Raw genomic sequence first — 24,906 nt, forward strand, 5'->3', positions numbered from 1 at the left:
CCGCCGCACGATCCGGGCTCCTACGCCCACCCGGCCCTGGGCCTCCTGGCCGAGCCGCCCCTGGTCTCGCCCTCGGCCCAGGTCTCGTCGGAGGCCCTGGAGCAGAACGCCACCCTGCTCGAAGCCACGCTCGGCGATTTCGGCGTGCGCGGCGACATCCTGGCCGTGCGCCCCGGCCCCGTCGTCACCCTCTACGAGCTGGAGCCGGCCCCCGGCACCAAGTCGAGCCGCGTCATCTCGCTCGCCGACGACATCGCCCGGTCCATGTCGGCGGTCTCGGCCCGCGTCGCCGTGGTGCCGGGCCGCAACGCCATCGGCATCGAGCTGCCCAACGCCCGGCGCGAGACCGTGTACCTGCGCGAGTTGCTGGCGTCCGTCGATTTCGCCGAGACCAAGCAGAGCCTCGCCCTGTGCCTCGGCAAGAACATCGGCGGCGAACCCATCATCGCCGACCTCGCCCGCATGCCGCACCTGCTGGTGGCCGGCACCACCGGCTCCGGCAAGTCGGTCGCCATCAACACCATGATCCTCAGCCTGCTCTACCGGATGACGCCGGAGCAGTGCCGCCTGATCATGGTCGATCCGAAGATGCTCGAACTGTCGGTCTACGACGGCATCCCGCACCTGCTCTCGCCCGTCGTCACCGACCCGAAGAAGGCGGTCATCGCCCTCAAATGGGCCGTGCGCGAGATGGAGGAGCGCTACAAGAAGATGTCCAAGGTCGGTGTCCGCAACATCGACGGGTTCAACGCGCGCCTCGCCGAGGCGCGGGCGCGCGGCGAGGTCCTGACCCGGACCGTGCAGACCGGCTTCGACCGCAACACCGGCGAGGCCGTCTACGAGAACGAGGAGATGGACCTCACTCCGCTGCCCTACATCGTCATCGTGGTCGACGAGATGGCCGACCTGATGATGGTGGCCGGCAAGGACATCGAGGGGGCGATCCAGCGCCTCGCCCAGATGGCGCGGGCGGCGGGCATCCACCTCATCATGGCGACGCAGCGGCCGTCCGTCGACGTCATCACCGGCACCATCAAGGCGAACTTCCCGACCCGGATCTCCTTCCAGGTCACGTCGAAGATCGATTCGCGCACCATCCTCGGCGAGATGGGCGCCGAGCAGCTCCTGGGCCAGGGCGACATGCTGTTCATGGCCGGCGGCGGACGCACCACCCGCGTGCACGGGCCGTTCTGCTCGGATTCGGAAGTCGAGAGCGTGGTGGCCCATCTCAAGCGCCAGGGCCGGCCGTCCTACCTCGAGGCGGTCACCGCCGACGATGGCGAGGGCGGCAAGGGCGAGGGTGGCAAGGGGGCCTCCGACGAGGTCGAACTCGACGGCGCCGTGTTCGACCAGGGCAGCTTCGGCGAGGCCGGCGGCGACCTCTACGCCCAGGCCATGCAGGTGGTGCTCCGGGACAAGAAGGCGTCCACCTCCTACATCCAGCGCCGCCTGCAGATCGGCTACAACCGCGCCGCCTCCCTCATGGAGAAGATGGAGATGGAGGGCATCGTCGGCCCGGCCAACCACGCCGGCAAGCGCGAGATCCTGGTGGAAGCGGAGGCCCACGCCGGCTGATCGGCCCGACATCGTCCCCATACGAAAACCGCCCCGGAGGGACACCCCCGGGGCGGTTTTCGTTGTGCGGGACCCGATCGTGGGGCGGGACCGGGTCCCGCCTCGCGCGGCGAAAACTAGGCGCGGCTGACGCTGGCGGCGTTGATCTCGGCGATCTTCGTCGCACCGACCTGGCGCATGATCGTCTCGAACTCGCGCTGCATGAGGGTCAGCACCATCTCGACGCCGGGCTGGCCGAAGGCGGCGAGGCCCCAGGCGTAGGGACGCCCGACGCAGACGGCGGTGGCGCCGAGCGCCAGGGCCTTGATCACGTCGGTGCCGCGGCGGAACCCGCCGTCGATGAGGACCGGGACCTTGCCGTTCACGGCCGACACGATCTCGGGCAGGACGCCGATGGTCGATTGCAGGCTCTCCTCGGCGCGGCCGCCGTGGTTCGAGACGATGAGGGCGTCGACGCCGTAGTCCAGGGCCTTCTTGGCGTCCTCGTGGGTGACGATGCCCTTGAGGACGAGCTTGCCCTTCACGATGCCGCGCAGGCGCTTGACGTAGTCCCAGGTCATGCCGGTGCCGTAGAGGTTCGTCACCTTCGACACGTCAAGGTCGTCGAACATCGGCTTGCGGCTCACCTCGTTCTTGAAGCCGGGGGTGTGGCAGTCGGTGCAGGTGCGGGTGTCGCTCCGGCGTTCGCGGAACAGGGTCTCGGTGTTGCGGCCGCCCTGGCGGTCGACGGTGAGGACGATGGCGGGGGCGCCGGCTTTCTCGGCGCGCTTCACCAGGGCCTCGGTCACGGCCCAGTCGTCGGTGGGGTACAGCATGTACCAGACCGGCGAGCCGCGCTCCTTGATCACGTCCTCGATGGAGGTGCTGCCCACGGTGGACAGGATCATCTGGTGGTTCTTCGCCTTGCAGGCGCGGGCGACGGCGCCCTCGGCCTCGGGGTGGAACGCGCCCTGGCTGCTGATGGGTGCCAGGGCGATGGGGCTGCCCCAGGTCTCGCCGAAGATCTTCACCGTGGTGTCGATCTTGCGCACGTCGATGAGGCGCCGGGCGCGGATGGCGATCTTCTCGAAGCCGTCGCGGTTGGCCTTCAGGGTCTCGTCGCCGTCGACGCCGCTGGCGAGGTAGCCGTAATGGGCCGGGGGCAGGGCCTTCTTGGCGACGGCCTCGAAGTCAAACACGTTGAGGGCCTGGGCCGGATTGGCGATGAGGTCGCCGTCCATGACGGGGGCCTGCCGGAGGACGTCGTAGCTCTGGGCCAGGGCGCCGGACGTGCCCGCGGCGAGGAACCCGGCCACGGCGCTGACGGCACCGGGTGCCAGGATCGGGCTGGCCGACAGGAACTCCAGCAGTTTCCTGCGATTGAGCGCGGTCGTCTCGCCGTTATTCTGCTGAGTGGGTCGTGACATAGGAAATATCTATCTCGCTGGCCGAAGTCGATCAATTGTCGTTTTGATCTATTCGAATTCCAGGGCCAACCTACCGCAGTGCAAACCAGGCATGTTGCAGTGCAAATTTCCGGGGTGTGTCCCGGCTGCATCCCGAGGTTGAGACGCCCGTCAGGCCCGGGGCCCGTAGAGGATCACCCCGGCGCCGGCGAGGCACAGGGCGGCCCCCAACCCGTCGAAGCGGTCGGGTCGCTGGCCTTCCGCGCCCCACATCCACAGGAGCGAGGCGACGATGTAGAGGCCGCCATAGGCGGCGTAGGCGCGGCCCGCCGCCTCGCTCTCGACGCGGGTGAGGAGCCAGGCGAACAGCCCCAGGGCCACGGCCCCCGGCACGAGCCACCAGGCCGAGCGTCCGAGCCGCAGCCAGGCCCAGACCGAGAAGCAGCCGCCGATCTCGAACAGGGCGGCGGCGGCGTAGACGAGGACCGTCATCGGACGGTGAACCGGTAGGTGGTAAGGGCCGCGAACCGCTCGCCCGGACGCAGGGTGGTGCTCGGGAAATCCGGATGGTTCGGCGCGTCGGGAAACCCCTGCGCCTCGAAACACACGGCGTCCCCGGCGCGGTAGAGCCCGCCGCCCGAGCCCGTCACCGTGCCGTCGAGCATGTTGGCGGTGTAGAGCTGGAGGCCAGGCGCGGTGGTGGCGAAGGCGAGGTGCCGGCCGCTCGACGGATCGTGGGCCGTGGCGACGGGGCGGAGGGTACCGGGGTCGCGCAGGACGTAGGTGTGGTCGTAGCCGCGGCCCCGGATCAGCTGGGGGTCGGCCGCGCGGATGCGGGCGCCGAGGGCCGTGGCCGCGCGAAAATCGAAGGGCGTGCCGGCGACGGAACGGCGTTCGCCCGTGGGGATCTGGCTCTCGTCGACAGTGAGATACGCGTCGGCCGCCACTGTGACCGCATGATCGAGCACGCTGCCCGCCCCCTCGCCGGCGAGGTTGAAGTAGCTGTGGTTGGTCAGGTTGAGGATCGTCGGCCAGTCGGTCTCGGCTGCGTAGGCGATGGACAGGGTCTTGTCGTCGGACAGGCTGTAGGTCACCCGCACGTCGAGGGTGCCGGGAAAGCCCTGGTCCCCGTCGGGCGAGCGGTGGGCGAGGGTGAGCGCCGTGCCGGTGGCCGCCTCGACCCGCCAGACCGCGCGGTCGAACCCGCGCGGGCCGCCATGCATGGTGTTGCGGCCCTCGTTGCGGGGAAGGTCGTAGACTTGACCGTCGAGGCTGAACCGGCCGTTCGCGATGCGGTTGGCGTAGCGCCCGATGAGGGCACCGAAATGCGCGTCGCTGGCCTCGTAGCCGGCGAGGTCGGCGGCGCCCAGGACCACGTTGGCGATCCGGCCCGCGCGGTCGGGCGCCTCGATCCGGGTAACGATCCCGCCGTAATCGAGGATCTGCACGGTGAGGCGTCCCCGCGCGAGGGTGTAGCGGGAGACGGCGTGTCCGTCCTTCGTGCGGCCGTAGGATTCTGGAGTCATCGGGTCCGGCCCTCCGCCGCGCTTGCGATGGGGTGAACGCGTTCGGCGCCCGTTCGCCTCAGGGCGCCAGGGTCTCGTCGGGCGCATCGCCCGAGAGCTGCATCCGGTGCAGGCGGGCATAGGCGCCGCCGCGGCGCATCAGGTCGTCGTGGGTGCCGGTCTCGGCGACGCGGCCGGCCTCCATCACCACGATGAGGTCGGCGTCGCGCACCGTCGAGAGGCGGTGGGCGATGACAAGGGTGGTGCGCCCGCGCATGAGGCGCAGGAGCGCGGCCTGAACGAGGCGCTCGGATTCGCTATCCAGGGCGCTCGTCGCCTCGTCGAGGAGGAGGATCGGCGCGTCCTTGAGGAAGGCGCGGGCCAGCGAGATGCGCTGGCGCTCGCCCCCCGACAGGCGCCCGCCCGCGGGGCCGACGCGGAACTCGTAGCCCTCGGGCAGGCGCGCGACGAAGCCGTGGGCCGCCGCCGCCTCGGCCGCCGCCTCGATCTCGGCCCGGCTCGCCCCCGGTCGCCCGAAGCCGATATTGGCCGCGATGGTGTCGTCGAACAGCACCACCTCCTGGGACACCACCGCGACGGTCCGGCGCAGGGACGCGAGGGTGACGCCGCGGATGTCCTGCCCGTCGATGGACACCGCCCCGGCCTCGACGTCGTAGAGGCGCGGCACGAGGTTGAGGAGCGAGGATTTGCCCGAGCCCGAGCGCCCCACGAGGGCCACGGTGGCGCCGGCCGGCACGGCGAGGTCGATGCCCTCCAGGGCCGGCGCGTCGGGGCGATAGCGGAAGCGCACGTCGCTGAAGCGGATCGCCCCGCCCGCGACCTGCAACGCCTTGGCGTCCGCCGCCTCGCGGATCAGCGGCGCCTCGTCCATGAGGGCGAAGTAGCGCTGCAGGGCCGCGCCCGCCTCCTGCAGGATGGCGTTGAGGGTGCCGAGCGCCCGGGCCGGCTGGGCGGCGAGCAGCAGGGCGGCGACGTAGCCGGTGAAATCCCCCACCGTGCGCTCGCCCGACATCACCCGCTGCCCGACCAGCACCAGCACGGCGGCCACGGCGAAGCCGCCGCCGATCTCGAGCAGGGGATCGAGGCGCCCGCGCGCGTTGGCGGCCTTCATCTTCAGGCGACGGACCTCGTCGAAGGCGCCCTGCGCCCGGCCCTTGAGGTAGCCTTCGAGGGCGTAGGTCTTGGCGATGCGCGCACCCTGCAGGCTCTCGGAGATGAGGCTCGCGGTCAGCCCCATCTGCTCCTGCGTCGTCGTCGAGACCCGGCGCAGCTTCTTGCCGACGCGGCCGATGGGTCCGGCGACGAACGGCACGGTGACGCCCGCCACCAGGGTCAGGAGCGGGTCCATCCAGATCAGGGCCGCCACCAGGGCGATGAGCATGGCGATGTCGCGCAGGAGCACCGTGGAGATGCGGGTCAGCGCCTCCTTGATGAAGGCGAAATCCGTGGTGAAGCGCTGGGTGAAGGCGGCCGGGCTCTCGCGGCCGAGCTGGGCCAGGTCCGAGTCGATGAGGTGGGCGTAGAGCGCCGCCTGCATGTCGGCCTCGACCCGCGTCACCACCCGGTTGGTCAGCACCGTCTGGCCGAACAGGGCGAAGCCCCGGATCGACGTGATGGCGATGACGATGAGGGGGCCGTAGGCGAGGGCCGCCGTGTCCTTGCCGTCGAAGGCGTCGAAGGCGCCCTTGATCAGGGCCGGGTAGAACCCCGTCGCGGCGCCCACGATGGCGATGAGCACGAGGACCACGGCGAGGGTCGCCCGGTGGGGGCTCAGCCATTCGCGCCAGACGCGGCCGAGGAGGGGGAGGGTGTCACCCCTCAGGAGCGGCCGACGCGCCATGTTTTTTCGTACGTCCCAATGCCCTTGCACACAGGCCCGGCCGGTGTTTGCGGCCGGGGGGGCGAGAGATCAAGTCGAGGCATCCAGGCTTGGCAATGTGATAATGTTACATTACTGGCTGAGAAACCCCGAACCGAGGACCTTTGCCGATGCCCCGTGGACGCCCCTCGACCGGACTGCCGATGGCGTTCGTCCTGCTGCTCGCCGTCCTCTGCGGCGTGCGGCCAGCCCTGGCGGACACCGAAAAACTCGGCGTTGTCGCGACGTTCTCGATCCTCGGCGACCTCGCCGCCCAGATCGGCGGCGACCGCGTGCGGGTGACCACCCTGGTCAAGCCCGATGCCGACGCCCACGGCTACGCGCCGGCCCCCGGCGACGCCCGCACCCTGGCGGCGGCCGACCTCGTCATCGTCAACGGCCTCGGCCTGGAGGGCTGGATCGACCGCCTGATCAAGGCGTCCGGTGCCAAGGCACCCGTCGTGGTGGCCTCGAAGGGGATCAAGGCCATCGAGGAAGCGGACGACCACGGCCACGGACACGCGCACGACCATCACGCGGACCCGCATGCGTGGCAGAGCATCGCCAACGCCAAGGTCTACGTCGCCAACATCCGCGACGGTCTGGCGAGGCGCGATCCGGCCCATGCGGCGGGCTACGCCGCCCGCGCCACGGCCTATCTCGCCGAGCTCGACGACCTGGAGGGCGAGGTCCGCGCCACCATCGCGAAAATCCCCCCCGCGCAGCGCCGGATCATCACCACCCACGACGCCTTCGGCTACTTCACCGCCGCCTACGGCCTCACCTTCATCGCGCCGCAGGGGGTCTCGACGGACAGCGAGGCGAGCCCGCGCGACGTGGCCCGCATCGTCCGGCAGATCCGGGCGGAGAAGATTCCGGCGGTGTTCCTCGAGACCATCGCCGATCCGCGCCTCATGGAGCAGATCGCCCGCGAGAGCGGGGCCACCATCGGCGGCAAGGTCTATTCCGACGCCCTGTCGGGCCCGAACGGCCCGGCGCCGACCTACGTGACGATGATGCGCAGCAACCTGAACGCCTTCGCCAAGGCCCTCGGCCCGCGCTGACGGTTCAGCGCCGCGATTCGGCGGCCATGCGCAGGGCGAGGCCGGCCAGCACCGTGCCCATGAGCCAGCGTTGCGCCACCTGCCAGGCCGGGCGGCCGCCGAGGAACGCGGACACCGATCCGGCGCCGACGGCGATGAGGGCGTTGACGAAGACGCTCACCACGATCTGGATCGCGCCGAGGATCAGCGCCTGGGCGAGGACGCTGCCCCGCGCGGGATCGATGAACTGCGGCAGCAGCGACAGGTACATCACCGCGATCTTGGGGTTCAGCAGGTTGGTGACGAACCCCATGGCGAACAGCCGGCCTGGGCCGTCATGGGGCAGGGCGCGGGCCGCGAACGGGCTGCGCCCGCCCGGCCGCACGGCCTGCCAGGCGAGATAGAGCAGGTAGGCGGCCCCGGCCCAGCGCAGGGTGTCGTAGGCGAACGGCACGGCCAGCAGCAGGGCGGTGATGCCGAAGGCCGCGCACAGCATGTAGACGACGAAGCCCAGCGCCACGCCGCCCAGCGAGATCAGACCGGCCCGCGGCCCCTGCGCGAGGGAGCGCGAGACGAGGTAGATCATATTCGGCCCCGGCGTCAGCACCAGGCCGAGGGAGACGAGGGCGAAGGCGAGGAGGCTGGACAGGTCGGGCATGACTCAAGGCTAAGCTCGCAGCACGCTCCGGGCCAGGGACAGTTCTTCGCCGTTGTGCCGGACAGTCAGGGCCGGCCGAGACTTTTCGCGAGCTGCGCGAGGAGGGGGCCGGACTCCCGAAATTCGAGGGTCACGGGCAGGATCGCGACACGGCCGGAAAAAGCCGGCGGCAGGCGGACATGGTCCTTGTGGGTGGTGACAAGGTCGGCCCCGAGGCGCGCCGCCTCGGCCGAGAGGGCATCGCGTTCGGCGCGCGTATAGGGATGGTGGTCGGCGAAGGCGCGTGTGCCGGCGAGGTCGGCGCCGGCCTCGCGGAGGGTCGCGAACATTTTTTCGGGCCGGCCGATTCCGGCGAAGGCCAGGACCCGGCGCCCGGCCCAGTCGCCTCCGGGGACGAGGCGGGCGCGGTGCACCGGCAGGCCGCGCCGGGCGGCGTCCTCGGCCACGGCCTCGCCCGGCCCACCCGTGCCGATGAGGACGAGGCCGTGGACGTGGCGCCATTGCCGGGCCAGCGGCACCCGCAGGGGGCCGGCCGGGAACACGAGCCCGTTGCCGACGCCCGCGCCGGCATCCACCACCGCGAGGGACAGGTCCTTGGCCAGCGCCGGGTTCTGGAGCCCGTCGTCCATGACGATCACGTCGGCGCCGTGGGCGACGCAGAGGCGCGCCCCGGCCGACCGGTCGCGCGCCACGATGGTGGGAGCGTGGCGGGCCAGCAGCAGGGGCTCGTCGCCGGTGTCGGCGGCTCCGTGCCGGTCCGGATCGACGCGGACCGGGCCGGCGAGGCGCCCGCCATAGCCGCGGGTCAGGAAGGCGGGGGCGGCGCCGAGGCCGCGCAGGAATCCGGCCAGGGCCAGGGCGGTCGGCGTCTTACCGGCGCCGCCGAGGGTGAAATTGCCGACGCACAGGATGGGGCAGGGGCCGGCCGCGCCCGGCCGGTCCATCCGCGCGGCGCTGCGGCGGCCGTAGAGGGCGGCGAGGGGCGCCAGCGCCCGCGCGGCGGGGTGACCCGGCCCGGCATCCCAGAAGGCCGGGGGCCGCATCAGGCCGGGCTCACTGGGCCGCCAGGGCGGTGAGCCGCATCTGCGCGATGAACGGATCGAGCACCGCCAGGGTGCGGTCGACGGCACCCTCGAACGGCGCCAGCGCCTCGGCCCCCGCCCGGGCCATGGCGTCGATGCGGGTCGGATCGGCGAGGAGGTCGGCGAGGGCCGCCGTGAGCTCGGCCTCGTCGGCGACGCAGCGGGCGCCGCCGGCCCCGTCGAGGGCCCGGTAGACCTGGGTGAAGTTGAAGATGTGGGGGCCGTGCAGGACGGCGGCGCCCAGCCGCGTCGGCTCGATGGGGTTCTGCCCGCCCCGCTCCACCAGGGAGCCGCCGAGGTAGACCAGCGCGGTCAGGCGGTAGAACAGGCCGAGCTCGCCGAGGGTGTCGGCGACGTAGAGGTCGACGTCCCCGTGCGGGCGTCCGCCCTGGGAGCGCCGGGCGCTGCGCAGGCCTTCCGTCGCGGCGCGGGCGACGACGTCGCCGCCGCGATGGGGATGGCGCGGCACCACGATGGTGAGGAGCTTCGGCCAGCGCCGTTTCAGGGCCGCATGGACGCGGGCCGCCACGGCGTCCTCGCCCGGATGGGTGCTGGCCGCGACCCAGACCGGGCGGTCGCCGACGCAGTCGCGCAGGTGGGCCAGCTGCTGCTCGTCCACGGGGGGCACGTCGGAATCGTATTTGAGGTTGCCCGAGACGCTGACCCGGGGGGCTCCGAGCCGGGCGAAGCGCGCCGCGTCCTCGTCCGTCTGCGCGAGGCAGACGGCGATGCGCGACAGGAGGGCGCGGGCCGTGCGCGGGCTGCGGCCCCAGCCCTTGTACGAGCGCGCGGACATCCGCCCGTTGACGAGGATGAGGGGGATCGCGCGGGCGTGCAGGCCGACGAGGGTGTTGGGCCAGATCTCGGATTCGGCCACGAGGGCGAGGTCCGGGCGCCAATGGTCGAGGAAGCGCCCGACCCAGCGCGGCGCGTCGAGGGGCACGTACTGATGCACGGCCCCGGAGGGCAGGCGGCTGCCGATGAGGTCGGCGGCGCTGCGGGTGCCCGTGGTGACGAGGACGGAGAAGCCCCGGGCGATCATGCCGTCGACGAGGCCGACGAGGGAGAGGATCTCGCCGACGCTGGCCCCGTGCATCCAGACGAGGCGGCCGATGGGGCGGGCGCGTCCCGGCAGGCCCCGGCGCTCGGGCAGGCGGCCGGGGTCCTCCTTGCCCTGACGCGAGCGCCACGCCAGCAGGCCGGCCACCGCCGGCTCGCCGACCATGAGGCCGTAGCGATAGAGCTTCAGGATCGCCGTCAGGGGCGGGGCCTTGGTCACGGGCGGCTTCATGCGGGAGGTCCGACGCGGTCGGGGCGCCCCACGAGGGTGTAGGCGCGGTCGTGGACGCGGTTCATCTCCGCCTCCACCGCGAGGCGCAAAACCTCGAACGCCTCGGGCTCGGCGTCGCGCGGCACCCGGATCGGCGTCCCGAACACCATGGCGCCCCGGCCGAACGGCAGGCCGAAGCAGGCGCGGTCCCAGCTGTTGAGCCGCAGGTGGCGGCTCGTGACCACGGCCACGGGCACGATGGGCCGGCCGGAGAAGCGGGCCAGCGTCAGGATGCCGGCGTCGCACCGGCGCGAGACCTTCGGCACGTCGGCGCTGAAGGCGACGGATTCGCCGTTCTTCAGGGCCCGCAGCATGGCGCGCAGGCCCTCGGCCCCGCCCTTGGCCTTGACGTCGCGCACGGCCCGTCCGCGGGCCCCCGAGGCCCTGATCACCCTGACGCCCATGCGCTCCAGCGCGATGGTGTTGATGTTGCCGTCGGCCGAGCGCGAGATGATGGTGGCGATGCGGTCGTGGGGCCGGCGCATGAACGAGATCATCGTATGCTGGCCGTGCCACATGCCGGCGATGAACGGCCCGAGATCGTCGAGCCACGGATCGGGATCGGCCGGCTCCACGGTGAAGCGGTTGGTGGCGCGCACGAGGCGCAGGTAGGCGCCGGCGACACGGCCGAGGGCCTGCTGGACCGCCGGGGCGCGGCCGATGCGCTTGAGGACACTCATGGAGATCGCCTTCGCGGCGCCGCTCGCGACCCACCCGGTGCGAGGTCCGGAGAGGACTGCCTCCGGCCGGCGCCGGGCGGTGTCTAGCGCCGTTCCCCGGGCCGACGCAACGCCGTGCACCCGCCCTGCGCGGGTGGCGGACGCCCTTGCAACCCTCAAATCCCGGCCACCAAGGGTAAAACCCCATTGTTTGGAGCTGTTCCAATCTATAGATTAGAACAAATCCAAACTGGAGTCCGTCCGATGATCCTGGATGCCGGCGCCGCGCCGCCCTTACCGACCCTCGCCCTCGACCCGGGGAATCTCCGCGATCCGAGAACGGTCCGCGACGTAAGCCCCGCCCTCGACGCGGCCGCGGAGGCCCACCGGGCCCATGTCCTGCGTTACGTGCAGCCGGCCCTGGCCGGCCTCATCGACGGCTCGGTCTCGACCCTGGCGCCGATCTTCGCCGCGGCCTTCGCCACGCACAGCAACGGGGCGACCTTTCTCGTCGGGCTCGCGGCCTCCCTCGGCGCCGGGATCAGCATGGGCTTCACCGAGGCGCTGTCGGACGACGGATCGATCACCGGGCGCGGCTCGCCGTGGATGCGCGGCCTCGTCTGCGGGGCGATGACCGCTTTGGGCGGCCTCGGGCACACGCTGCCCTACCTCATCCCCGACACCTGGCCGAACGCGTTCGCCCTGGCGACGGGCCTCGCCATCGTCGTGGTCGTCGTCGAACTCGCCGTCATCGCCGGCATCCGCACGCGCTACATGGCCACACCCTTCTGGCGGGCGGCCCTGCAGGTGGTGCTGGGCGGCGCCCTCGTCCTGGCGGCCGGCGTCGTGATCGGAAGCGCGTGACGGGAGTCCGGGTTGACCCCGGGGACGCGAGTGGCGATGCGGAGGAAATTTCCCAGCCGAAACGGACACGCATGTTCCGCCTCGCCCACATCACCGACCCGCATGTCGGGCCGCTGCCGCGCCCGCGCCTGCGCCAGCTCTTCAGCAAGCGCGCCACCGGCTACGTGAACTGGCGGCGCGGCCGCAAGCACGCCCACGACATGGACCTGCTCGCCGCCCTCGTGGCCGATCTCCAGGGCCAGCCCCACGACCACATCGCCTGCACGGGCGACCTCTGCAACATCGGCCTGCCGAGCGAGTGGGCGACCTCGCGGGTGTTTTTGGAGGCCCTGGGCAACCCGGACGCCGTGAGCTTCGTGCCGGGCAACCACGACGCCTACGTGCGTGGCTCCCTCGAAGGTCTGCTCGCCGCCTGCGGCGCCTGGACCACGGACGACGACGGCGCACCGGGGGTGTTCCCCTACCTGCGCCGGCGCGGCCCCGTGGCCCTCATCGGCCTGTCCTCGGCGATTCCGACGAAACCCTTCGTGGCGAGCGGACGCCTCGGCCCCCCGCAGATCGTGGCGGCGCGCGGCATGCTGGAGCGCCTCGGCGCCGAGGCCGAGCCGCCGTGCCGGGTGGTGATGATCCACCATCCGCCCCATCCGGGCGGGGCCTCGTCGGGGCGGGAACTGAAGGATGCCGCGGCGTTCATGGCGATGATCGCGCAGGCCGGGGCCGATCTGATCCTGCACGGCCACAACCACGTCGGCAGCGTGCATTTCGCGGCCGGTCCGGGGGGGCGGCCCGTGCCGGTGGTCGGCTGTCCCTCGGCCTCGGCGCGGGAGGGCGGTCCGACCCGGCGGGCGAGCTACTACCTCTACACCATCGTCCGGGGCCCGGACGGGTTCGGCATCACCGGCGCGGCGCGGGGCCTCACGGAAGCCGGCCTCATCGCCGATCTCGGTCCGGTGCGCCTGACGCCGTCGTGAGCGCCGCCCGCGTGCGGGCGACGCGCGAGGATTCTTGTGTCCGCGAAAATTTCTTTTCAGGCGGAGAGCGTGGCCGGCCCCCGTGCGGCGGCGAGGGACGGAAGCAGGCCGAGGCTCGCTTCGTAGTGCTCGGCCTGCGGGCGGGTGAGGCCGCTCACCAAGACCTCACTGCCACGATAGACAGTATAGGTGCCGTCGTGGGTCGGCTTGACGCGAATCGTCTGGGACATGGCGAACACCTTGTCTCGAGGGGTAGACGTCGAACGCTGTGGAGGGGCCGATGGTAACCCATCCTTAATCGGAGGCAAGCGCTGCGACAGAACGCGCACAAGACTTTCGATGCGGCAGCGCGCCATCGCGGCAGCACAGGGCCGGGTCGACACCGAATTTCGCAAGGTTCTGGGGGCGCTTGGACGTTTCGCACCGCGTCATGCGGGCGGCAGACGATTTCACCGAGCTTGACCGGCCCAGTAGATACTTAGCCACATACAAAGTATGATTGCCAAGCCCTCGAACACATCTGGAATTCCAGTATCGTGGATTGGCGCGCCCACGGGGAATCGAACCCCGGTCTGATCCGTGAGAGGGACCTGTCCTAACCGCTAGACGATGGGCGCGGTCTTCAATCCTACGCGACACCCGCCGGGTGCCTGCGTCGCTTCCGGGTGGTTCCGATCCCGTGGGACCGTCCGGCGGGGGAAGCTTCCCGGCGGTGTGGCGATCGTATAGCGACGGTCCCGCGAGGGGGCAAGTGCCCCCGGACGTGATTTTACGTGGCCCGTCCGGGTCGCGATCTTCGAGGCGGAGGGACGATCGTTGCAGCAACCAGAGGACCGTCGGGCGACGCTCGCCGACGATGTGACGCCGGAGCGCCTCGACCGCGCCCTGGCGCGGGCGTTTCCCGACGTGTCGCGGGCGCGCCTGCAGGAACTCATCCGAACGGGCCAGGTGACGCGCAACGGAACGGTGGTGCTCGACCTGTCGGTGAAGGTCGGGCCGGGCACGGAACTCGCCGTGACGATCCCGACGGCGATCGCGCCAACGCCGCGGGGCGAGACCCAGGACCTCGTCGTGGTCTACGAGGACGACGACCTCATCGTCATCGACAAGCCGGCGGGCCTCGTGGTGCATCCGGCGCCCGGCCACGATTCCGGCACCCTGGTCAACGGCCTCATCGCCCACTGCGGCGACAGCCTGTCGGGCATCGGCGGGGTCCGGCGTCCGGGCATCGTCCACCGCCTCGACAAGGACACCAGCGGGCTCCTGGTGGTGGCCAAGAACGACCGGGCCCATAAGGGCCTGACGGAGCAGTTCGCCGATCATGGCCGCACCGGGCCCCTGAAGCGGGTCTACCGCGCCCTGGTCTGGGGCGTGCCGGAGCCGCGCGTCGGCACCATCGACGCGTTCCTCGCCCGCAGCATCCGCAACCGCGAAAAGATCGCCGTGGTCCGAGGCGAGACCGGGCGCGAGGCCATCACCCACTACCACGTCGAGGAAGCCCTCGACGCCACGGGCCTCGTCGCCCTGGTCCGGTGCGAGCTGGAGACGGGCCGCACCCACCAGATCCGGGTGCACATGAGCCATCGCGGCCATCCGCTCCTCGGGGACGCCGTCTACGGCAGCGCGTTCAAGACCAAGGCGTCCCGCCTCGGGGACGAGGCCCGCGCGGCCCTGCTGTCCCTCGGGCGGCAGGCCCTGCATGCCAGCGTCCTCGGCTTCGCCCATCCCCGGACGGGGGAGACCCTGCATTTCGAGAGTCCGCTGCCGCCGGAGATGGAAGCGCTCCTGGCGGCCCTCCGGAAAAAGGGGGCGACGACCTAGGGCCGGCGTGGCCCATCGGCCACGGTCAAGCCCGGGCCCGATGGGGGTGCGGAACGGCACCGCCGGACGCGGCGTTTCGTGCCACCCATGACCGAACGGCGACATCGCGCGTTGACTGCGATGTTCGTGCACCGGACCGGCTTCCGGCGTTTCGCGTTTCCCGGTAGAAATGGGGAAGCGAAACGCCGGCTCAAGGGAGCGGCGGTTCGAATCGGGTCCGCCCCGTCGGGGGACCATTCAAGGAGATGACATCATGGCCGGCGCATTGCCCGTGCTCGCCACCGAGGGTGGCCTGTCGCGCTACCTCGATGAGATCCGCAAGTTTCCGATGCTGGAGCCGAACGAGGAGTTCACGCTCGCGAAGGACTGGCGGGAGAAAGGCGACCGGGGCGCGGCCCACCGCCTCGTCACTTCGCACCTGCGCCTCGTGGCCAAGATCGCCATGGGCTATCGCGGCTACGGCCTGCCCATCGGCGAGGTCGTGTCCGAGGGCAATGTCGGCCTGATGCAAGCGGTCAAGCGCTTCGAGCCCGACAAGGGCTTCCGGCTCGCCACCTACGCCATGTGGTGGATCAAGGCGGCGATCCAGGAATACATCCTGCGCTCGTGGTCCCTGGTGAAGATGGGCACCACCGCCAACCAGAAGAAGCTGTTCTTCAACCTGCGCAAGGCCAAGGGCCGGATCTCGGCCCTGGAAGAGGGCGACCTCAAGCCGGATCAGGTGGCGCAGATCGCCGTCAAGCTCGGCGTGCCCGAGCAGGAGGTGATCGACATGAACCGTCGCCTCTCCGGCGACACCTCCCTCAACGCCCCCCTGCGCGAGGAAGGCGAGGGCGAGTGGCAGGACTGGCTCGTGGACAACAGCCCGAGCCAGGAGACGGTGCTGGCCCGCGAGGAAGAGGGACAGAACCGCCTCACGGCCCTGCGCGACGCCCTCTCGGTCCTCAACGCCCGCGAGCGCCGGATCTTCGAAGCGCGGCGCCTCGCCGACGATCCCATCACCCTGGAGGATCTGTCCGGCGAGTTCGGCGTGTCGCGCGAGCGCGTCCGTCAGATCGAGGTCCGCGCTTTCGAGAAGATCCAGGAGGCGGTCAAGCGCAACCTGGCGTCCCGCGAGGCTCCGCGCGCGGCGGCCCACGCCTGAGCCTCGCCGTTCGAACGGAGGGCGGCCCGATGCGTCGGGCCGCCCCCGTCCGTCAGCGCCACTGGGCGAAGGCTTTCTCCAGCACCTGGGTCCCGGCGGCGCCCTTCTCGAAGTTGAGGATCGCCCGCGAGCCGCTGCTGAACTTCACCGCGAGCTCCATCCAGTTCCGGTGCAGCAGCATGTCGGTGTTGCGGTCGATGTCGTTGCGCAGGGACGACAGGCCGATGAGGAACAGGTTGTCCCGGACCCGCACGGGCAGTCCCGAGACCGGCGAACCGCGGGTGTTCTCCTCGTCCTTGGTCTGAAGCAGTCCGATATCCTGCACCGTCCGGCGCGCGGCGTTGGCGCTGTCCGTGGTGAAGACCAGCTCGATGGTGTGCGAGGCCGGCAGGGTCGCGTCGAGGTTGCGCTTGAGGGTCATCGCCAGGCTGATCCCGGCATCCGGAAACTCGACATTGGCCCGCACGGCCGTCTCCAGGGGCTGACCACGCTCGCCGTCGACCGTCTCCAGCCGCCACTGGACCCGACCCGGGATCGTCGTCGGCTGGGCGTTGGTGGCGGAAGTGTTCTCCTCGTAGAGGACGGCGCGCTGCGCCACGGTGACGTCGGGCGCGGCGGTATTGGGGCTCGCCGGCGTCGGCGCGACCCGCGTCGGCGCGGCCGGCGGGGTGACGGTCTCGCCGCCGATGCGGTCGGCATACTTGCTCTCGGCCCCGTCCGGCACCGTGTCCTGCTGCTCGGCGGCGACGGGCTGCAGGTCCGCCGGCTTGTCGCGCAGGAGGAAGGCCGCGACGGCGATGAGGCCGATGACCGTGAACAGCACCGCGCCCACCACGGCGTTGCGCAACAGGCGCGACCGGCCGGCGCGCGGCGAGACCACGTCGATGCGCGGGCGCTGCCGCCCGCCGGAGGGATCGGCCACGAGGTCGGCCCCCGCCGGCTCCGGCGGAGCGGATTCGGCGGGCGCCTCGACAAGTTCGGGCGCGGCGGGCGAGGCGGCCGAAGGCCGGCCCTTGCGGGCCTGGATCGGGATGATCGGCGGCCCGGCGGGCGGCTCCGGCGCCATGAAGGGCGTCGCCCCGAGGTCGGGCGGCGGCGCCGGGGGCAGGAACGGCGGCGGGGCCGGCTCGGGCGCTTCGGCCGCGGGAAGGGGCTCGGGCTCCCGTTCGGGCTCAGGCTTGGGCGACGTCGCTTCGGGCAGGTCCGGCGGGGTCTCCACCGGGACGGGCGGAGCGGGTTCGGGGAGCGGCTCGGGCTCGGGCGCCCGCACCGGCTCGGGCGGCGGGGCGTGCTCGGTCTCGAGGCGGTCGATGGCGGTCTCGAGGGCCCGGGCCTCGAGGTCGATATCCGCGTCCGACAGGGGCGGGTCGAGGGAACGGAGCTGGCCGATCAGGGCGCTGCGCGCGCGCTCGTAGACGGCCTTGCGCAGGGCCGGCGAGCGATCCGGCATCGCTTCGAGGGCGCGCGCCAGGAGGGGATAGTAGTCGGCCATCGTGACTGGGGTCCGCTCGCTCTCGGGCGGGACGGCGCCCCCCGCCCGGGAGCGGATGCGCCGCCCATCCTCTCAGACGCGTTAATCCTCGAAGGGGCTGTGCATCAGGATGGTGTCGTCGCGCTCCGGCGAGGTCGAGAGCAGCGCCACCGGCGCGCCGATCAGTTCCTCGATGCGGCGCACATACTTGATCGCCTGGGCCGGCAGGTCGGCCCAGGAGCGGGCGCCGGCGGTGGTGCCGGTCCAGCCCTCGATGGTCTCGTAGATGGGCTCCACCTTGGCCTGAGCCGCCTGGTTGGCGGGCAGGTGGTCGAGGATCTGATCGCCGAGGCGGTAGCCGGTGCAGACCTTGATGGTCTCGAACCCGTCGAGGATGTCGAGCTTGGTCAGCGCGATGCCGTCGATGCCCGAGGTCTTCACCGTCTGGCGCACCAGCACGGCGTCGAACCAGCCGCAGCGGCGCTTGCGCCCGGTGTTGACGCCGAACTCGCGGCCCTTGGCGCCGATGGTCTCGCCGATCTCGTCGAACAGTTCCGTGGGGAACGGGCCCTCGCCGACGCGGGTGGTGTAGGCTTTCGCGATGCCCAGCACGTAGCCGATGGCGGACGGGCCCATGCCCGACCCCGTCGCGGCCTGGGCCGCCACGATGTTGGACGAGGTCACGAACGGATAGGTGCCGTGGTCGACGTCGAGGAGGGCGCCCTGGGCCCCCTCGAACAGGATGCGCTTGCCGGCCCGGCGCTCCTCGTCGAGGAGCTTCCAGACGGTGTCGGCGTAGGGCAGGATGGTCGGCGCGATGGCCTTCAGCTCGGCGAGGAGGGCGTCGGCGTCGACCTCCTCGATCCCGAGGCCGCGGCGCAGGGCGTTGTGGTGGGTCAGCACCCGCTCGATCTTGGCGGCGAGCGTGCTCTCGTCGGCGAGGTCGACGACCCGGATGGCGCGGCGGCCGACCTTGTCCTCGTAGGCTGGGCCGATGCCGCGCTTCGTCGTACCGATCTTCAGGCCCGCATTCGACGTCTCGCGAAAATGGTCGAGCTCGCGGTGCAGCGGCAGGATCAGCGTGGCGTTGTCGGCGATGCGCAGGGTCTTGGGCGAGATCTCGACGCCCTGGGCCTGGAGCCGGGCGATCTCGTCGACGAGGTGCCACGGATCGACCACGACGCCGTTGCCGATGACCGAGAGCTTGCCGCCGCGCACCACGCCCGAGGGCAGCAGGGCGAGCTTGTAGGTCACGCCGTTGATGACGAGGGTGTGGCCGGCATTGTGTCCGCCCTGAAAGCGGACCACCACGTCGGCCTGCTCGGAGAGCCAGTCGACGATCTTGCCCTTGCCTTCGTCACCCCACTGGGCGCCTACGACGACGACGTTTGCCATTCACCCAAGACCTGTCCGGAGGACCCGCGCGAAGACGGCCCGGCCTGAGGCCGGACCATCCCACGATCTCCGGGTCTTTCCGCGATCCGCCGGCGGAAATCAAGCAAGGGGCCGATCCGGGCCCGAATCGCCGGGGGACGAAGCCTACTTCGCTTCCGTGCCGGGCTCGCGGCCGGGCAGGTCGCCGGGCTTGATCACCGGCATCGAGCCGGGGCTCGGGTCGGGCGGGCGCACCACCATGCCGGGGGCGGTGTTGGACGGCGGCTTGATCACGCCGTCGTTCTTCTCGAGGCGATCGCTCAGGGTGCCGCCGGTGCCGGGGGGACCGGCATCGGGCTGGATCTTGTCGGGCACGGTGCTGTTCGGCGCGGTTACCTGGGCGAAGGCGGCGGTCGCCAGCAGGCTCAGGCCGGCGGCCAGGGGCCATGTCATGCGCATCGGGAACACCTTTTCGGAACAGGAAATGTCCCGAAAGAACCGATGCGGCGGCGATGCGTTCCTGGCCTCGGCTCCGTGCGCCCGCCCTCAGGCGCCCGCGCGGGCCAGTTCCAGGTAGAGTTCGCGCAGGCGCAGGGTGTGGGGACCGGGGGCGCCGGTGCCGATGGGTTTTCCGTCGAGTTCCACCACCGGCATCACGAAGGCCGAGGCGCTGGTGTAGAACGCCTCGGCCGCCGCATGGGCTTCGGCCACGGAGAACAGGCGCTCCTCCAGGCCGAGGCCGGATTCGGCGGCGAGACGCAGGACCGCCTGCCGGGTGATGCCGGGCAGGAGCGCCGTGGAGAGCGGGCGGGTGACGAGGGTGCCGCCGGCCGTCACGATGAAGGCCGTGGAGGACGAGCCCTCCGTCACCGCGCCGTCCTCGACCATCCAGGCCTCGGCCACGCCGGCGGCCGCCGCCTGCTGCTTCGCCAGCACCTGGGCGAGCAGGGCGATGGACTTGATGTCCCGGCGCTTCCAGCGGAGATCCGGAACGGTGATGACCCGGGCGCCCTTGGCGGCCAGGGGATTGGCCGCCACGGTCTTGGCCTGGGTGAACATCATCACCGTGGGCGCGGTGCCGGCCGGCGGATAGGCGAAGTCGCGCTCGTACACGCCGCGGGTCACCTGCATGTAGACGAGGCCCTCGGTGACGCCGTTGCGGGCCACCAGCTCCGTCTGCAGGCCGACCCACTCCGCCAGCGTGTGCGGGTTGGCGATGTCGATCTCGCCCAGCGACCGGTCGAGACGGGCTAGATGGGCCTCGTTGTCGACCAAACGCCCGTCGAGGATCGCCGAGACCTCGTATATGCCGTCGGCGAACAGGAAGCCGCGATCCATGATCGGCACCCGCGCCTCGTCGAAGGGCAGGAAGTCGCCGTTGAGGTAGACGATGCGGGGGTTCGACACGGGCTGGACCTCTGGTCGCCGGAGCGGCTGTGGTTCGACGCAGGAATCGTGCGATGGAGCTCAGGCCGCCCCAAAGACTCGTGAAAAAATCGTGTCGACGTGCTTGAAGTGGTAGCCGAGGTCGAAGCACGCCTCGATCTCCGCCGGGCTCAGGGCGGCGGTGACGTCGGTGTCGGCCTTCAGCAGGGTGAGGAAGTCGCCCTCGCCGCGCCAGACCGGCATGGCGTTGCGCTGGACCAGCCGGTACGAATCCTCGCGCGAGACGCCGGCCTGGGTCAGGGCCAGGAGCACGCGCTGCGAGTGGACGAGGCCGCCGAGCTTGTCGAGGTTGCGCTGCATCTGCTCGGGGTAGATCAGCAGCTTGTCGATGACCCCGGTGAGGCGGCCCAGGGCGAAGTCCAGGGTCACGGTGCTGTCCGGGCCGATCATGCGCTCCACCGACGAGTGCGAAATGTCGCGCTCGTGCCACAGGGCCACGTTCTCCATGGCGGGCAGGGCGTAGGAGCGCACCATGCGGGCGAGGCCCGTGAGGTTCTCGGTGAGCACGGGGTTGCGCTTGTGCGGCATGGCCGACGAGCCCTTCTGGCCCTCCGAGAAGAACTCTTCCGCTTCCAGCACCTCCGTGCGCTGGAGGTGGCGCACCTCGATGGAGAGGCGCTCCACTGAGCTCGCCACCACGCCGAGGGTGGCGAAGAACATGGCGTGGCGGTCGCGCGGGATCACCTGGGTCGAGACCGGCTCGGGCGACAGGCCCATGGCCTTGGCCACGTACTCCTCCACGCGCGGGTCGATGTTGGCGAAGGTGCCCACCGCCCCCGAGATGGCGCAGGTGGCGACCTCTTCGCGCGCCGCCACGAGGCGGGCGCGGTTGCGCTCGAACTCGGCATAGGCTTGCGCCAGCTTGAGGCCGAAGGTGACGGGCTCGGCGTGGATGCCGTGCGAGCGGCCGATGGTCGGCGTCATCTTGTGTTCGAAGGCCCGGCGCTTGATGGCGGCGAGCAGGGCGTCGACATCGGCGATGAGCAGGTCGGCGGCGCGCACGAGCTGCACGTTGAAGCAGGTGTCGAGGACGTCCGACGAGGTCATGCCCTGGTGGACGAAGCGCGCCTCGGGGCCGACGATCTCGGCGAGATGCGTGAGGAAGGCGATGACGTCGTGTTTCGTCACCGCCTCGATGGCATCGATGCGCGCGACATCGAACACCGCGTCGCGGCCCTTTTCCCAGATCGTGTCGGCGGCGGCTTTCGGCACCACGCCGATCTCGGCGAGCGCCGTGGTGGCGTGGGCCTCGATCTCGAACCAGATCTTGAAGCGGGTCTCGGGCGACCAGATCGCGGTCATCTCGGGGCGGCTGTAACGGGGGATCATGGACGCCTCGGGTCAAACGCAGCAGCGGAGATCGGGTGTTTCTCACGAACCGCGCGCCGCGCCGTCATGGTCGGCCCGGGGCATGGCCGGCTTCGGACATGACCCGCTTTGCACCCCGGCGACGGGGAATCGTTTCGTGAAGCACCGGGCCGGCGCCTAGCATGGGCGGCGGCCGCGCTCAACGCGAACGGGCGGATCCCGGGCGCGAGCCCCCTGTGTTGTTTTCGCACCACCGCGAACCGTTCGCCCCGCCGGCGCGCCGCGGCCAAAGCCGCCGTGCGGGGAAAAAGCCCTGGACCGCGCGACACTTGATCAATGACCGCGAATTATTACCATTCTCAACAAGACCTGAGATGACCTTTTATTAGCTGAGACCGGTTCATTTATCAGAATAGCGTGCCTAAGCATGAATCACGTGCGTCGATCCAAAGGATAGGACGCCGATCGAACGAACCATAGTTCGTTCCGGAGAGATCGCCCCGTCATGCATGGAACTATAAATCGAAGATCCTTCGCGATCCTGGCCGGGGGCGCCGGCCTCCTGTTCGCCGGTGGGGCGAGCGCGCAAGGACGGGCGGCGGCCGAGACCGCCCAGGCGGAAGTCAACCTGGAGCAACTCAGCGTCGAGGGGGTCGGCGGCGGCCCGGGCGGCTACCGGACCACGCGGGCGCGCAGCGCGACGAAGACGGACACGGCCCTCATCGACACCCCGCAAGCGGTGACCGTGGTGACGCGGGAGCAGATCCGCGACCAGGGCTTCCAGGGCGTCACCGAGGCCCTGCGCTACGTGCCGGGGGTGTTCCTGCATCAGGGCGCCGCCAACCGCGACGAGGTCGTGATCCGCGGCCAGACCTCGAGCGCCGATTTCTACGTCAACGGCATCCGCGACGACGCGCAGTATTTTCGCGATCTCTACAACGTCGAGCGGGTCGAGGTGCTGAAGGGCCCGAACGCGATGATCTTCGGTCGCGGCGGCGGCGGCGGGGTCGTCAACCGCGTGCTCAAGCAGGCCGACGGCCTCCCACTGCGCGAGATGGTCGTTCAGGGCGGCCAGTTCGGCACCCGGCGCATGGCCGTCGATGTCGGCGACCGCCTCTCGGACACGGCGTTCGTCCGGCTCAATGGCCTGTTCGAGGATAGCGGCACCTTCCGGGATCACGTGGATCTGCGCCGGTGGGGCTTCAATCCGACGGCCACCCTGCTCGTCGGCCCGGAGACCACCCTGAAGCTCTCCTACGAGTACTTCCACGACGACCGCACCGCCGACCGCGGCATTCCCTCGCAATTCGGACGGCCCTACCGCTACCGCCGGAACATCCGCACCTTCTTCGGCAACCCGGACCTCAGCTACGCCCGGGTCGACGCCCACATCGCGACGGCGACCCTCGACCACCGGTTCGCATCGGGCGTCGAGCTGCGGAGCCAGGTCCGGTACGCCGACTACGCCAAGGCGTATCAGGTGGTCTATCCGAGCATCCGGGCGGGCGGCGCCGTGAACGCGGCCGGGACCACCCTCGAACTCAGCGCGTTCAACAACGACACGCCGCGGACGAACGTCTTCAACCAGAACGACTTCACCTACCGGTTCACCACCGGGCCCCTGGCCCACACCCTGCTCGCCGGGTTCGAACTCGGCCGTCAGGAGGGCATCACCTACCGGGAGGACGGCGTCTTCGCGACCACCGGGACGCAGAGCCTCATCGTCAATCCGCTCTCGCCCCTGTCGCGGGTCCCGGTCAGCTTCCGCAACATCGCGTCCGGCGCCAACAACCGCTACGATCTCGGCCTGGCGGCCGTCTACGCCCAGGATCAGATCGAGATCGGGCCGCATCTCCAGTTGATCGGCGGCCTGCGCTACGACCACTTCGACTTCGCGTCCACGGACCGGCGCAGCGGCATCACCAGCACGCGGGTCGACGACCTGCTGTCGCCCCGCGCCGGTGCGGTGTTCAAGCCCGTGGACACCCTGGCGTTCTACGGCAACGTCAGCGTGTCCTACCTGCCGTCGGCGGGCGACCAGTTCGGCGCCCTGACGCCCGGCCTCGCCATCGCCGAGCCGGAGCGGTTCGAGAACCGCGAGTTCGGGGCGAAGTGGGACGTGTCGCCCACCCTCCAGCTCACGGCGGCCCTCTACGACCTCGACCGCTTCAACCAGCGCCTGGCGGACCCCAACCGTCCGGGGTTCTTCCTCACCAGCGGCCAGACCAACGCCAAGGGGATCGAGATCGGCGCGAACGGCACTCTCACCGATTGGTGGCAGGTGGCGGGCGGGTACAGTTTCACCGATGCGCGCATCGTCAGCGGCTTCGGTTCGGCCGCCATCGTTCCGGGCAACCAGGTCGGCCTCGTGCCGTTCAACGCCATCACCCTGTGGAACAAGTTCTCCGTGACGCCAGACTTCTCCGTCGGCGTCGGCGCGATCCACCAGACGCACACCTTCGCGTCGGCCGACAACACCGTCCGGCTGCCCGGCTACACCCGGTTCGACCTCGGCCTGTTCTATCAGGTCGGCGATGGGCTGCGGGCGCAGCTCAACGTCGAGAACCTCCTCGACCGCGCCTACATCGCCAGCGCCGACGGCAACAACAACATCAGCCCCGGCGCGCCGCGCCTCGTGCGGTTCCAGCTGGTGGCGAGCTTCTGACCCCGCGGTGGGACGCCGGCCGCGCCGCCGGCGTCCATGTCAGGCGGTGAGCCCCGCCAGCCAGGCCCGGACCGCCGCGAGGTCGGCCCGGGACAGGCCGTGTCCAACGGGCAGCACCGCATGCTCGACCCGGGCCTCCGCCACGCGGAACCCTTCGGCGAGCGCCCGCGCATTCGCCTCCGGCACGATGGGGTCCAGGGCCCCCGAGAGCATCAGCACGGGCAGGCCCGTGAGGTCGGGCTCCGGCAGCACGGCCAGGGGCCGCATCGGACGCAGGAGCACGGCCCCGGCGAGGACGCCCGGATGCAGCAGCAGCACGGCGGCGGCGATGTTGGCGCCGTTGGAGAAGCCGAGGGCCACGGGGGCGGGGAGACCGTAGGCCGTCCGCGCCTGACCGACGAAGGCCGCGAGATCTGCGGCGCGCTGGCGGACGTCGTCCTCGTCGAACACGCCCTCGGCGAGGCGCCGGAAGAAGCGCGGCATCCCGTTCTCCAGCACGGGACCGCGCGGCGACAGCAGGGCCGATCCCGGCGCCACTTCGCGGCCGAGGGGCAGGAGGTCGGATTCGTCGCCGCCGGTGCCGTGGAGGACGAGCAGGGGCGGGCGGTCCGCCACCGTCGCCGCCTCGAAGCGGTGGACGAAGGCGAGGGATTTCGGGGCGGACGCGGTCATGGCGGCTCTCCGGGGCGATGCATTTGGCGGGGGCCGGCCCGCAGGGGATGCGGG

Annotated in this window: 21 protein-coding genes, 1 tRNA gene and 1 pseudogene; 7 read left to right on the forward strand and 16 right to left on the reverse strand. The window is 71.0% G+C overall.

Annotated elements, in window-relative coordinates:
* A partial coding sequence (locus FV218_RS15655; RefSeq protein ID WP_281407867.1) for a DNA translocase FtsK occupies positions 1-1,575 on the forward strand: 1,575 nt, incomplete at its 5' end.
* 116 nt (positions 1,576-1,691) lie between these two features.
* On the opposite strand, the gene FV218_RS15660 is transcribed toward FV218_RS15655, so the two are convergent.
* The 4 genes from FV218_RS15660 to FV218_RS15675 all read right to left on the reverse strand — a co-directional run bounded on the left by FV218_RS15660 (position 1,692) and on the right by FV218_RS15675 (position 6,326).
* Positions 1,692-2,981, reverse strand: coding sequence for an alpha-hydroxy acid oxidase (locus tag FV218_RS15660; protein WP_147710656.1), 1,290 nt, complete (start codon positions 2,979-2,981; stop codon positions 1,692-1,694).
* Between the two features lie 150 nt (positions 2,982-3,131).
* Positions 3,132-3,452, reverse strand: coding sequence for a YnfA family protein (locus FV218_RS15665; RefSeq protein WP_056092561.1), 321 nt, complete (start codon positions 3,450-3,452; stop codon positions 3,132-3,134).
* Positions 3,449-4,486, reverse strand: a complete 1,038-nt coding sequence (locus tag FV218_RS15670) for an aldose epimerase family protein (protein ID WP_147710658.1) — start codon at positions 4,484-4,486, stop codon at positions 3,449-3,451. The genes FV218_RS15665 and FV218_RS15670 overlap by 4 nt, the downstream gene beginning before the upstream one ends.
* Before the next feature lie 58 nt (positions 4,487-4,544).
* Positions 4,545-6,326 carry an ABC transporter transmembrane domain-containing protein gene (locus tag FV218_RS15675; protein ID WP_147710660.1) on the reverse strand — a complete coding sequence of 594 codons (1,782 nt, stop codon included), beginning with the start codon at positions 6,324-6,326 and terminating at the stop codon, positions 4,545-4,547.
* Positions 6,327-6,508: 182 nt separating this feature from the next.
* On the opposite strand from FV218_RS15675, the gene FV218_RS15680 reads away from it, so the two are divergent.
* On the forward strand, positions 6,509-7,408 hold the full coding sequence (locus FV218_RS15680; protein ID WP_147710676.1) for a zinc ABC transporter substrate-binding protein: 900 nt from the start codon (positions 6,509-6,511) through the stop codon (positions 7,406-7,408).
* Positions 7,409-7,412: 4 nt separating this feature from the next.
* Here FV218_RS15680 and FV218_RS15685 read toward each other — a convergent pair whose 3' ends face one another.
* From FV218_RS15685 to FV218_RS15700, 4 genes are all read right to left on the reverse strand, one after another.
* The gene (locus FV218_RS15685) at positions 7,413-8,045 is read right to left on the reverse strand and encodes a LysE family translocator (protein ID WP_147710662.1); all 633 of its coding nucleotides are present in this window, start codon (positions 8,043-8,045) and stop codon (positions 7,413-7,415) included.
* Positions 8,046-8,110: 65 nt separating this feature from the next.
* Complete coding sequence (gene lpxK, locus FV218_RS15690; RefSeq protein ID WP_147710664.1) at positions 8,111-9,088, reverse strand: tetraacyldisaccharide 4'-kinase; 978 nt, start codon at positions 9,086-9,088, stop codon at positions 8,111-8,113.
* 10 nt (positions 9,089-9,098) lie between these two features.
* Positions 9,099-10,418, reverse strand: coding sequence for a 3-deoxy-D-manno-octulosonic acid transferase (locus FV218_RS15695; protein ID WP_147710666.1), 1,320 nt, complete (start codon positions 10,416-10,418; stop codon positions 9,099-9,101).
* On the reverse strand, positions 10,415-11,137 hold the full coding sequence (locus tag FV218_RS15700; RefSeq protein ID WP_147710668.1) for a lysophospholipid acyltransferase family protein: 723 nt from the start codon (positions 11,135-11,137) through the stop codon (positions 10,415-10,417). Before FV218_RS15700 ends, FV218_RS15695 begins: the two co-directional genes overlap by 4 nt.
* 345 nt (positions 11,138-11,482) lie before the next feature.
* Here FV218_RS15700 and FV218_RS15705 point away from each other — a divergent pair.
* Positions 11,483-11,980 (forward strand): annotated as a pseudogene (locus FV218_RS15705) (VIT1/CCC1 transporter family protein); the annotation flags it as partial.
* A gap of 71 nt (positions 11,981-12,051) precedes the next feature.
* Positions 12,052-12,951 (forward strand): metallophosphoesterase, encoded by a 900-nt coding sequence (locus tag FV218_RS15710; RefSeq protein WP_147710670.1) that lies wholly within the window; start codon positions 12,052-12,054, stop codon positions 12,949-12,951.
* A 56-nt stretch (positions 12,952-13,007) separates the two neighbouring features.
* On the opposite strand, the gene FV218_RS22845 is transcribed toward FV218_RS15710, so the two are convergent.
* Together FV218_RS22845 and FV218_RS15715 are read right to left on the reverse strand one after the other, a co-directional pair.
* Positions 13,008-13,181: a hypothetical protein gene (locus tag FV218_RS22845; protein ID WP_187273080.1), complete on the reverse strand. Its 174-nt coding sequence runs from the start codon at positions 13,179-13,181 to the stop codon at positions 13,008-13,010.
* A gap of 312 nt (positions 13,182-13,493) precedes the next feature.
* Positions 13,494-13,568 (reverse strand) — tRNA-Glu (locus FV218_RS15715).
* A gap of 199 nt (positions 13,569-13,767) precedes the next feature.
* Here FV218_RS15715 and FV218_RS15720 point away from each other — a divergent pair.
* A complete protein-coding gene (locus FV218_RS15720) occupies positions 13,768-14,772 on the forward strand; it encodes an RluA family pseudouridine synthase (RefSeq protein WP_246685141.1) in 1,005 nt (334 codons plus the stop codon).
* A gap of 253 nt (positions 14,773-15,025) precedes the next feature.
* Positions 15,026-15,916 (forward strand): RNA polymerase sigma factor RpoH, encoded by an 891-nt coding sequence (rpoH, locus tag FV218_RS15725; RefSeq protein WP_056092527.1) that lies wholly within the window; start codon positions 15,026-15,028, stop codon positions 15,914-15,916.
* A 52-nt stretch (positions 15,917-15,968) separates the two neighbouring features.
* Here the strand turns inward: rpoH and FV218_RS15730 are convergent, their stop codons facing one another.
* The 5 genes from FV218_RS15730 to purB all read right to left on the reverse strand — a co-directional run bounded on the left by FV218_RS15730 (position 15,969) and on the right by purB (position 21,536).
* Positions 15,969-17,408, reverse strand: a complete 1,440-nt coding sequence (locus tag FV218_RS15730; protein WP_147710672.1) for a histidine kinase — start codon at positions 17,406-17,408, stop codon at positions 15,969-15,971.
* Positions 17,409-17,489: 81 nt separating this feature from the next.
* The gene (locus FV218_RS15735) at positions 17,490-18,782 is read right to left on the reverse strand and encodes an adenylosuccinate synthase (protein WP_056092522.1); all 1,293 of its coding nucleotides are present in this window, start codon (positions 18,780-18,782) and stop codon (positions 17,490-17,492) included.
* A gap of 144 nt (positions 18,783-18,926) precedes the next feature.
* Positions 18,927-19,220, reverse strand: a complete 294-nt coding sequence (locus tag FV218_RS15740) for a hypothetical protein (protein WP_246685142.1) — start codon at positions 19,218-19,220, stop codon at positions 18,927-18,929.
* Between the two features lie 87 nt (positions 19,221-19,307).
* On the reverse strand, positions 19,308-20,168 hold the full coding sequence (locus FV218_RS15745) for a D-amino-acid transaminase (RefSeq protein WP_147710673.1): 861 nt from the start codon (positions 20,166-20,168) through the stop codon (positions 19,308-19,310).
* 60 nt (positions 20,169-20,228) lie between these two features.
* The gene (purB, locus tag FV218_RS15750; protein WP_056092513.1) at positions 20,229-21,536 is read right to left on the reverse strand and encodes an adenylosuccinate lyase; all 1,308 of its coding nucleotides are present in this window, start codon (positions 21,534-21,536) and stop codon (positions 20,229-20,231) included.
* A gap of 484 nt (positions 21,537-22,020) precedes the next feature.
* Between purB and FV218_RS15755 the strand changes: the two genes are divergently transcribed.
* The gene (locus tag FV218_RS15755; protein ID WP_147710674.1) at positions 22,021-24,180 is read left to right on the forward strand and encodes a TonB-dependent siderophore receptor; all 2,160 of its coding nucleotides are present in this window, start codon (positions 22,021-22,023) and stop codon (positions 24,178-24,180) included.
* Positions 24,181-24,219: 39 nt separating this feature from the next.
* Here the strand turns inward: FV218_RS15755 and FV218_RS15760 are convergent, their stop codons facing one another.
* Complete coding sequence (locus tag FV218_RS15760) at positions 24,220-24,852, reverse strand: alpha/beta hydrolase (protein WP_147710675.1); 633 nt, start codon at positions 24,850-24,852, stop codon at positions 24,220-24,222.
* Positions 24,853-24,906: the final 54 nt, after the last annotated feature.

It is taken from the genome of Methylobacterium sp. WL69 (genome assembly GCF_008039485.1).
Classification (GTDB): Bacteria; Pseudomonadota; Alphaproteobacteria; order Rhizobiales; family Beijerinckiaceae; genus Methylobacterium.